This window comes from Streptomyces thermovulgaris (assembly GCF_002155915.1).
Classification (GTDB): Bacteria; Actinomycetota; Actinomycetes; order Streptomycetales; family Streptomycetaceae; genus Streptomyces; species Streptomyces thermovulgaris.
Genome location: NZ_MUME01000034.1, coordinates 78,823 through 87,767, shown reverse-complemented (window position 1 = coordinate 87,767; position 8,945 = coordinate 78,823). Strand labels below are relative to the sequence as shown.

Annotated in this window: 7 protein-coding genes and 1 pseudogene; 3 read left to right on the top strand and 5 right to left on the bottom strand. The window is 71.5% G+C overall.

What is annotated here, in order from left to right; all coding sequences use genetic code 11:
- From CCN35_RS04300 to CCN35_RS04290, 3 genes and pseudogenes are all read left to right on the top strand, one after another.
- Nucleotides 1–679: pseudogene (locus CCN35_RS04300) on the top strand (hypothetical protein); the annotation flags it as partial.
- A 165-nt stretch (nucleotides 680–844) separates the two neighbouring features.
- Nucleotides 845–1,252 (top strand): VOC family protein, encoded by a 408-nt coding sequence (locus CCN35_RS04295; protein ID WP_086791559.1) that lies wholly within the window; start codon nucleotides 845–847, stop codon nucleotides 1,250–1,252.
- Nucleotides 1,253–1,486: 234 nt separating this feature from the next.
- The gene (locus tag CCN35_RS04290) at nucleotides 1,487–2,233 is read left to right on the top strand and encodes an LAETG motif-containing sortase-dependent surface protein (protein WP_086791563.1); all 747 of its coding nucleotides are present in this window, start codon (nucleotides 1,487–1,489) and stop codon (nucleotides 2,231–2,233) included.
- Nucleotides 2,234–2,293: 60 nt separating this feature from the next.
- Here CCN35_RS04290 and CCN35_RS04285 read toward each other — a convergent pair whose 3' ends face one another.
- The 5 genes from CCN35_RS04285 to rlmN form a co-directional block, all read right to left on the bottom strand.
- The gene (locus CCN35_RS04285; protein WP_067395564.1) at nucleotides 2,294–3,091 is read right to left on the bottom strand and encodes a maleylpyruvate isomerase family mycothiol-dependent enzyme; all 798 of its coding nucleotides are present in this window, start codon (nucleotides 3,089–3,091) and stop codon (nucleotides 2,294–2,296) included.
- Between the two features lie 200 nt (nucleotides 3,092–3,291).
- The gene (locus tag CCN35_RS04280; RefSeq protein ID WP_086791557.1) at nucleotides 3,292–4,311 is read right to left on the bottom strand and encodes an ABC transporter ATP-binding protein; all 1,020 of its coding nucleotides are present in this window, start codon (nucleotides 4,309–4,311) and stop codon (nucleotides 3,292–3,294) included.
- Complete coding sequence (locus tag CCN35_RS04275; protein ID WP_086791555.1) at nucleotides 4,312–5,979, bottom strand: ABC transporter permease; 1,668 nt, start codon at nucleotides 5,977–5,979, stop codon at nucleotides 4,312–4,314.
- A gap of 44 nt (nucleotides 5,980–6,023) precedes the next feature.
- Nucleotides 6,024–7,082 carry a thiamine ABC transporter substrate-binding protein gene (locus tag CCN35_RS04270; protein WP_079129766.1) on the bottom strand — a complete coding sequence of 353 codons (1,059 nt, stop codon included), beginning with the start codon at nucleotides 7,080–7,082 and terminating at the stop codon, nucleotides 6,024–6,026.
- Nucleotides 7,083–7,325: 243 nt separating this feature from the next.
- On the bottom strand, nucleotides 7,326–8,432 hold the full coding sequence (rlmN, locus tag CCN35_RS04265; RefSeq protein ID WP_086791553.1) for a dual-specificity RNA methyltransferase RlmN: 1,107 nt from the start codon (nucleotides 8,430–8,432) through the stop codon (nucleotides 7,326–7,328).
- Nucleotides 8,433–8,945 lie beyond the last annotated feature (513 nt).

The following is an 8,945-nucleotide window of genomic DNA, read 5'->3' as shown; positions in this document are numbered from 1 at the left end:
CGGGTCCGACGCGCGTCCCGCCGCCGGGCGGGGGCCCCCGCACGGCACGGCCGTCCCCCAGCTCCCCCCGGCCCCCGGGCACCCTCCCGCCGGACTTCCCTGGGGCATCGCCGTGCTCACCGTCGGTCTGACCGTGGAGTCGTACACCGGCCGGTCCTCCGCCTCCGGCAGCGCCCTCCCCGGCGGCCTGACGGCCGACGTCCCCGTGCTGCTCGGCTGGCTGCTGACCGCCCTCGGTCTCGCCCTCGCCGGGCCCGGCCTGACCCATCTGTGCGGTCTGCTGCTCCAGTCGGTGCGTCCCGGCGCCCTGCGGCTGCTGGCCGGCCGGGGCCTGATGGCGGAGGCCAGGCGCATCGGCCGCCCCCTGGGAGTGGTGTGCGCGGTGGCGTCGGGGGCGTACTCCGTCGCCGCGTCGTACGGCGAAACCACACGCCCCATCGGCCCGCTGACCGTCCTGGGCATGGCGCTCGTCGCCGGGTGCGCCGTGACGGTCCTGCTGACCGCGGCCGTCGAGGCACGGCAGGCCCGGGCCGTCGCCCTCGCCGCCCTGCGGCGTCTCGGCGCACCCGCCACGACGCTGCGCACCGCCGCCCTGCTGCGCGCCGGAGCCCTGCTGGTCCTGTTCGCCCCGCCGACCCTGCTGGTCGCCGCTCTCTCCGTGCCGCCCCTGGCCCGTTGACGGCCCGTCGCCCGCCGACGGGCCGTCAACCGCCGAGGGCCGTCAACCGCCGACGGGCCCCGGGAAGAAGCCGTGGGAAAAATTTTTCGCCTCCACCGATGAGTTTCGCGCGGCCCTCGGGTCCACCCCTGCGAACGGCAACGAAGCGGAAGGGAGAGACCCACCGTGCACCAGCAGATGATCTTCGTGAACCTGGCGACGAACGACGTGGCCGCCTCCAGGAAGTTCTTCACCGACCTCGGCTACACGATCAACCCGCAGTTCTCGACCGACGACTGCTCCTGCGTCGTCATCAGCGACACGATCGTCGTGATGCTGCACAGCAGGAAGTACTACGCCGAGTTCACCAAGAAGGAGATCGCGGACTCGACGAGGACCAGCGAGGTGATGCTCTGTCTGAGCGCGGAGAGCCGCGAGAAGGTCGACGAGCTGGTCGACAAGGCCGTCGCGGCCGGCGGCACGGCGACCGGTGAGGTCCAGGACCACGGCCACATGTACTGCCGGGCCTTCGACGACCTCGACGGCCACACCTGGGAAGTGATGTGGATGGACCCGGCGGCCGTGCAGGGCTGAGCCCGCGGGGGCGGGGAGGGCACCCCTTCTTGCCGCCTGCCGACGAGTTGAAACCTACTGACGGTTAACAAGTGGGTAAAGTCAACGTCGGCAGGCGGCCCTCACATTGACACTCCTTATGGAGCGCTTATACACCTGAGCCTTCCGGGGGTGCTGGGACCTCGGTTCGTCGTCACCCCAACACCCCCTCCACCCCCCGCAATCGCACATCCCGTGAAGGGAACAGTGGCCATCGTGTCCATATCCCGCCGTACCGCGCGCACCGTGCGCATCCTCGGTGTCGCCTCCGCGTCCGCCGCCCTCGCACTCGGCGTCGCGGGCAACGCGTTCGCCTGCAGCATCAAGGACTTCTCCGCCGAAGCCAAGTGCGACGGGGAGAAGGGGATCATCACCGTCAAGGACGTGGACCCCTCCGGCACTCCGGCGACGGTCAGCGTGTTCCTCCAGAACAACAACGCCGACGAGAGGAAGGTCGGCGAGCAGGAGGTCAAGGGTTCCCGCCAGGGCACCACGGTCACCTTCGCCGAGGACTGGGAGCCCAACGCCGTCTACCGCATCCGCGTCAGGGCCGTCGGCAAGAACGGAAAGGTCCTCGTCGACGAGGACATCAAGCCGAACCTGACCGCTCCGTCCACGGCCTGCGCGGCGAAGGCCCCGAGCACTCCGGCCTCGCCACAGGAGTCGGAGACCCCGGCGCCGCCGGCGTCCGAACCGGAGCCCGCGGCGTCCGGGCCGGACGCGTCGGCGCCGGCGACGGAGTCCGCCTCCCCGGTGCCGTCCGCCTCGGAGAGCGCCGCCGCTTCCGCCGGCGACTCGAACAACGCCCCGTCGCCCGCGGTCGGCGAGTCCAACCTCGCCGAGACCGGCGCCGGCTCCAACACCGGGCTGATCGCCGGTGTCGCGGTCGCTCTGGTCGTCATCGGCGGCGGTGCGGTCTTCTTCGGCCTGCGCCGCCGGGGCGGGACGAACAACAACCGCTGACGTCCCCGCAGTTCACCGCCTGTGGCCCGTCTCCCGTCCCGGAGGCGGGCCACGGCCCGTTCACCCGAAGGACGCCCGCTCGAGCCAGAACTCCAGCAGCTCCCGCTCGCCCAGCACCTCCAGCTCCGGGCTGTCCAGGGGAAGCCGGCGGTAGAACGCCAGCAGCACGGAGGTGAGCGGCCCCCGCAGCGCCACGGTCGCCTTCTCGTGCCCGCGCCGCCAGACGACGCCCTCCTCGGTGAGCTCCACGACCCACTCGGCGTTCAGCTCCGGCCCGGCGTCGGTGGCGTGCAGATGGATGCTGCGCCCCTCTCCGCGCAGTTCCGCAGCCGCCGGGACCGCCTTGCTCCGCTGCACGAACTGCACGATCTCCAGCCACTCGTCGAGGGCGTCGGCGGCCACCTCGGGAGCGACCTCGTAGGGCAGTCCGGCGGTGAGCGCGGCGTCGGCACGGTGGATGGTGATCTCGTGAGTCATCCGGCGGGCCCAGAAACCGGCGTCCCGCATCCCGGCCCAGGTCCACACCGCGGTGTCGGGGCCGGCCTCGCGGAGGGCGGCGACGGTGATCCGGCCGGTCTCCAGCAGCCAGGCCTTCAGGGCGGCGGGGTCGCCCTGCGCCTCGGGTCCTTTCGCCAGCGGGATCCGCGCTGCGGGGATGTCCTCCTGCGCCCGGGTCCTGACCAGTGCCTCCACCCAGCGCAGGGCACCTCCCGTGTGCCGCACCAGTGTCTCCAGCGACCAGTCGGGACAGCTCGGCACGGTGGCGGACAGATCGGCGCCGGAGGTGAGCACCTCCGACAGCCGGCCCACCTGGTGGGAGATCTCGTCGCAGTAGCGGTCGTAGGCGAGTCGTGTCATGACCACACCCTAGGAGGCGCCGGGCGCATCGCGCCGGGAATTGCCTCGCACCGGGCGGGCATTGCGGGGTCCGGCGCGCCCGTCCGCCGCGCCCGTCCGCCCCGTGGGCGTCACCCGCCGGCGCGCCGCGCCGGCCCCTCCCCCGCCGTGCGACCGCACGCACCGGGCCCCGGCCGCGCGGCCCGTACGGGCCGCGCGGATCAGTCCAGCACCACCGTCTCGGCCGGGTCGAACTCCACTCCGGTCTCGGCGCCGACCTCCGGTGCCGTGCGCAGGGGGCAGGCCGCCTCGAGACGGGGGGCGTCACGGGGCTGGAGGTGGAGGGTGACATGGGTGCCCTGGAAGGTGCGGGCGGCAACCGTGCAGCGCAGGCCCTCGGCGGGGGGCACCAGACGGACACCGGCGGGACGCACGAGAAGGGTGCGCGTGCCCTGGGGGGAGCCGCCGGGAACGGGCACCTTGCCCCACGGGGTGATCGCGGCCTCCCCGTCGACGGTGGCCTCCACGACGTTCTCGAAGCCGAGGAAGCGGGCGACGAAGGCGTCGGCCGGCCGCTGCCACACCTCGAGCGGTGTACCGGCCTGGGCGATCCGGCCGTCCCGCATCACCACGACCCGGTCGGCGAGCGCGAAGGCCTCGCCCTGGTCGTGGGTGACGGCGAGCACGGTGGTGCCCAGCCTGCCGAACAGCTCCCGCAGTTCGACGACGAGTCTCTCCCGCAGCGAACGGTCGAGCTGGCCGAGCGGCTCGTCCAGCATCAGCAGGCGGGGACGGGGGGCCAGGGCCCGGGCCAGGGCCACCCGCTGCTGTTCGCCCCCGGAGAGCGAGGCCACGGCACGCCGCTCGGCGCCGGGAAGACCGACCAGGTCCAGCAGTTCCCCGACCCGTGCGGCCCGTTCGTTCTTCGCCATGCCGTGCATCCTCAGCCCGAAGGCGACGTTTCCGGCCACGTCCCGCTGCGGGAACAGCTGGTGGTCCTGGAACATCAGGCCGACCCCGCGCCGGTGCACCGGTACCGCCGCCTGGTCCCGCCCGTCCAGCAGCACCCGTCCGGAGTCCAGCGGCTGCAGCCCGGCGATCGCCCGCAGCAGGGTGGACTTGCCGCTGCCGCTGGGGCCGAGCACGCACACGATCTCGTGCTCGGCGACATCGAGGTCCACCGCGTCGAGCACCGCGCGCCCGTCGAAACGCACGGTCGCGGCCCGAAGACCGAGCAGCATCTAGAACTCCCCGCCCCGGCCGACGGGGGCTCCTCCGGCCGGGTCCGCCCCGGACCGGGGAAGCAGCCGTTCAAGGATCAGCAGCGTCACCACGCACACCACCATCAGAATCGTCGACAGGGCCATCGCCTGGCCGTAGTTGAGGTCGCCGGGCCGGCCGATCAGCCGTGCCACGGCGACCGGCAGCGTGGGGTTGTCGGGCCGTGCGATGAACACGGTCGCCCCGAACTCCCCCAGGGACACCGCGAAGGCGAAACCGGCGGCGACCAGCAGCGCCCGCCGCACCATGGGCAGGTCGACCTCCCGCCACACCCGCCACGGCGAGGCCCCGAGCACGGCCGCCGCCTCCCGCAGCCGTCCGTCCACCGCGCGCAGCACGGGCAGCATGGTCCGTACGACGAAGGGCACACCGACCAGGGCCTGCGCGAGCGGAACCAGGATCCAGGACTGTCTGAGGTCCAGCGGCGGCCGGTCCAGGGCGATCAGAAAGCCGAAGCCGACGGTCACCGCGGAGATCCCGAGGGGCAGCATCAGCAGCGCGTCGAAGCCTCGTACGAGCCGTTCCGCGAAGGAGACTCGTCCGCCGGAGCGGGAGCGGGGCAGGCGGGTGAGCGCGGCGGCGGCCAGACCGCCGATCACCACGGCGATGGCGGTCGCGGCGGCGGCGTACGACAGGGAGGTGCCGACGGCGTTGATCGGCGCGACCAGGAAGACACCGCCGTCGGGGTCGGTCAGCGCCCGGTAGTAGCCGAGGCCGGGCGCGGTGAGCGAACGCTGCACCAGCACGGCCAGCGGCAGGACGAGAAGCAGTGCGACGGTGACGAGGACGCCGACGAGGAGCGCCCACTGTCCCGCGCCCCGCGGGCGGCGGGCGGTGAGGGCGGGGTCCACCAGTCTCAGCGCGCTCTCCCGGCGCCGTACGGTCCAGGCGTGCACGGCGAGGATCGCGCCCACCGCCAGGAACTGGATGATCGTCAGGACCGCCGCGGTGGACAGGTCGAAGATCTGGGCCGTCTGCCGGTAGATCTCCACCTCGAGGGTGGAGAAGGTGGGGCCGCCGAGGATCTGCACCACGCCGAAGGAGGTGAAGGTGAACAGAAAGACCATCAGCGCGGCGGCGGCCACCGCGGGCGCGAGCGCGGGCAGGGTGACCGTGCGCCAGGCGGCCGCCGGTGAGGCGCCGAGCATCCGGGCCGCCTCCTCCTGCCGGGGGTCGAGCCCCGCCCACAGGCCGCCCACGGTCCGTACGACGACGGCGTAGTTGAAGAAGACATGGGCGAGCAGGATCGCCCACACCGTGGTGTCCAGGCGGACGCCCCACAGCTCGTCGAGCAGGCCGCCGCGTCCGACGAGGGCGAGGAACGCGGTGCCGACGACGACCGTGGGCAGCACGAACGGCACGGTGACGACGGCCCTGAGAACCTGCCGCCCGGGGAAGTCGAGGCGGGCGAAGACATACGCGCCGGGCAGGGCGACCAGCAGGGTGAGCGCGGTGGAGGCGAGCGCCTGCCAGGTGGTGAACCACAGCACGTGCCGGACGTCGGGCCGGAGGAGCACCTCGGCGATCCGCCCCACCTGCCAGACCCCGTCGGCCTCGAGGCCGCGCCGGACGATCGCGGCCACGGGGTAGGCGAAGAACACCGCGAAGAACGCGGCGGGCACGGCCATGAGACCGAGCCGCGCCGCGTTCCCCGTACGGCGCCCGTGCGGAGCTACTTCAGGACGAGCGAGGTCCACGACTTGACCCACTGGTCGCGGTTGGCGGCGATCTTCTCGGGAGCCATGGTCTCGGGGTTCTCGGCCGAGGGGCCGTACTCGGCGAACTCCGGCGGCACCTGGGCGTCCTCGCGCACCGGGTGGACGAACATGTTCAGCGGCATGTCCTCCTGGAACTTCCTGGTGACCAGGAAGTCGAGGAGCGCCTTGCCGCCCTCGGGGTTCCTGGCGTTGCTGAGCAGCCCGGCGTACTCGACCTGCCGGAAGCAGGTGCCGTACGCGACTCCGGTGGGCGCGTCCTTCGGCCGCGGGTCGGCGTAGATGACCTCGGCGGGCGGGGAGGAGGCGTAGGAGACGACCAGCGGCCGGTCGCCCTTGGCCTTCCTGCCGCCGGCGGAGCCGGAGAACTCCTGGTTGTAGGCCACGTCCCAGCCGTCGACGACCTTGACGCCGTTGGCCTTGAGCTTCTTCCAGTAGTCCTGCCACCCGTCGTCGCCGTACTTCGCGACGGTGCCGAGCAGGAAGCCGAGGCCGGGCGAGGAGGTGGCGGCGTTCTCGGTGACGAGGAGGTTCTTGTACTGCGGCTTGACGAGGTCGTCGAAGGTGGCCGGCGGGGCCAGCTTGCGGTCGGCGAAGTACTTCTTGTCGTAGTTGACGCAGATGTCGCCGGAGTCGACCGGGGTGACGCGGTGTCCGGCCTCCTTGGCCCGGTACTCGGGCCGGATCCGGTCGAACTCCTTGGGCCGGTACGACTGGAACAGTCCGTTGTCCAGGGCCCGGGACAGCAGGGTGTTGTCGACGCCGAAGAAGACGTCGCCCTGCGGGTGGTCCTTGGTGAGGATGGCCTTGTTGACGGCCTCGCCGGCGTCGCCGGACTTGAGGACCTTGACGGTGTAGCCGGACTGCTTCTCGAAGTCCGCGATGACGTCCTTGGAGGCAGCCCACGAGGTGTGGCTGATCAGGGTCACCGTCCTGGTGTCCGCGGACGACGAGGTGCTCTTGCCGTTCGACGATCCGCACGCGGACAGCGTGACCAGGCCGAGCCCGACCGCCATGGCGACGAACGTCTTGGTGTGCACTGGATGTTGCTCCTGGGGTTGGCCAGGAAGAGGCGCGGCCCTGACCTGGATCCGAGAGGATGCCGGTCAGGGCGCAACAGCTCGAGTGATGACCGATCTCCCTATCCAGAATGACCTGGACGAGGTTCAGAGGGTCTGCGGCCCGTGCCGCACTCTCAGCGCTGTGGCGCTCCCCTGTCGGAATATGAAGGTGTGTACGGCCTTAAGCCTACCGTCCGCCTATCGGGCGGTTGCAGCCAGCTGTCCGCATGCTCCGTCGATCTCCTGACCGCGGGTGTCCCGGATGGTCACCGGCACCCCGTGGGCGGCGATGGCCTCGACGAACGCCTTCTCGTCCTCGGGCCGTGAGGCGGTCCACTGGGAGCCGGGGGTCGGGTTGAGCGGGATGAGGTTGACATGTGCGGGCTTGCCCTTGAGCAGCCGGCCGAGCCGGTCGCCGCGCCACGCCTGGTCGTTGATGTCCCGGATCAGCGCGTACTCGATGGAGAGCCGGCGTCCGGACTTGGCGGTGTACGCGAAGCCGGCGTCCAGCACCTCCCGCACCTTCCACCGCGTGTTGACGGGGACGAGGGTGTCGCGCAGCTCGTCGTCGGGGGCGTGCAGGGAGATGGCGAGCCGGCACTTGAAGCCCTCGTCGGCGAACCGGTGGATCGCCGGGACCAGACCCACCGTCGAGACGGTGATCCCCCGCTGGGACAGCCCGAGGCCGTCCGGCTCGGGCGCGGTCAGGGCGCGGATGGCGGCGACGACGCGGTTGTAGTTGGCGAGCGGCTCGCCCATGCCCATGAACACGACGTTGGACAGCCGGGCCGGACCGCCGGGGACCTCGCCGTCGCGCAGGGCGCGCATGCCGTCGACGATCTGGTGCACGATCTCGGCGGTCGACAGATTGCGGTCGAGGCCCGCCTGCCCGGTGGCGCAGAACGGGCAGTTCATGCCGCAGCCCGCCTGCGAGCTGATGCACATGGTCACCCGGTCCGGGTAGCGCATGAGCACGGACTCCACGAGCGTGCCGTCGAAAAGCCGCCACAGGGTCTTGCGGGTGGCGCCCTGGTCGGTCGACAGATGCCGTACGACCGTCATCAGCTCCGGGAACAGCGCCTCGCGCAGCTTGGCGCGCGATCCGGCGGGGATGTCGGTCCACTGCTCCGGGTCGTACGCGTACCGCGCGAAGTAGTGCCGCGAGAGCTGCCGGGCGCGAAACGGCTTCTCGCCGATCGCGGCCACGGCCTCCTTGCGCTCGGCGGGGGACAGATCGGCAAGGTGCCGCGGCGGCTTCTTGGCTCCGCGCGGGGCGACGAAAGTGAGTTCTCCGGGCTTGGGCATGGTGGTACCAGTGTCGCAGATCCAACCGGGTGACCTGCGGCTGTCGGCCACCGCACCTGTCGACAGTGGTCGTCACCGGTCGCCTCCGAGTAACCTCGGACGGCCCAGAGACGGCCCGAGCGGGGGTATCGCGAACGCCCTCGATGCGAACTGCGGACGGTACGACCGCTGAGGTCCTAACTCTTGCTGTCTTCCGGAAGCCCACCCGATGCCCACGGGCGTTCCCGGCGATGACAGCATCCCGAGGCAGTGAGCTGACCAGTTGCCTGGACGAGACGATGCCGTCGGCTGGGGGCCGGCATCATGGACGCGGTCCGTGTGCTCTGAAGACGATCGGGGTGGTCACAAGTTGGTAGGGCCGCACTTCCCGTAACCGGACTCAGTCCTGAAGCGCCCAGAACGCCGTTTGCCGCGCAAGCCGTCTGTGCAGGTCAAACCCATGATCAACGAGAATGTGATGCACGACACGCAGATCCGGAGCGACTGGCGCTCGCCGTCGCGCATCGGGCATCA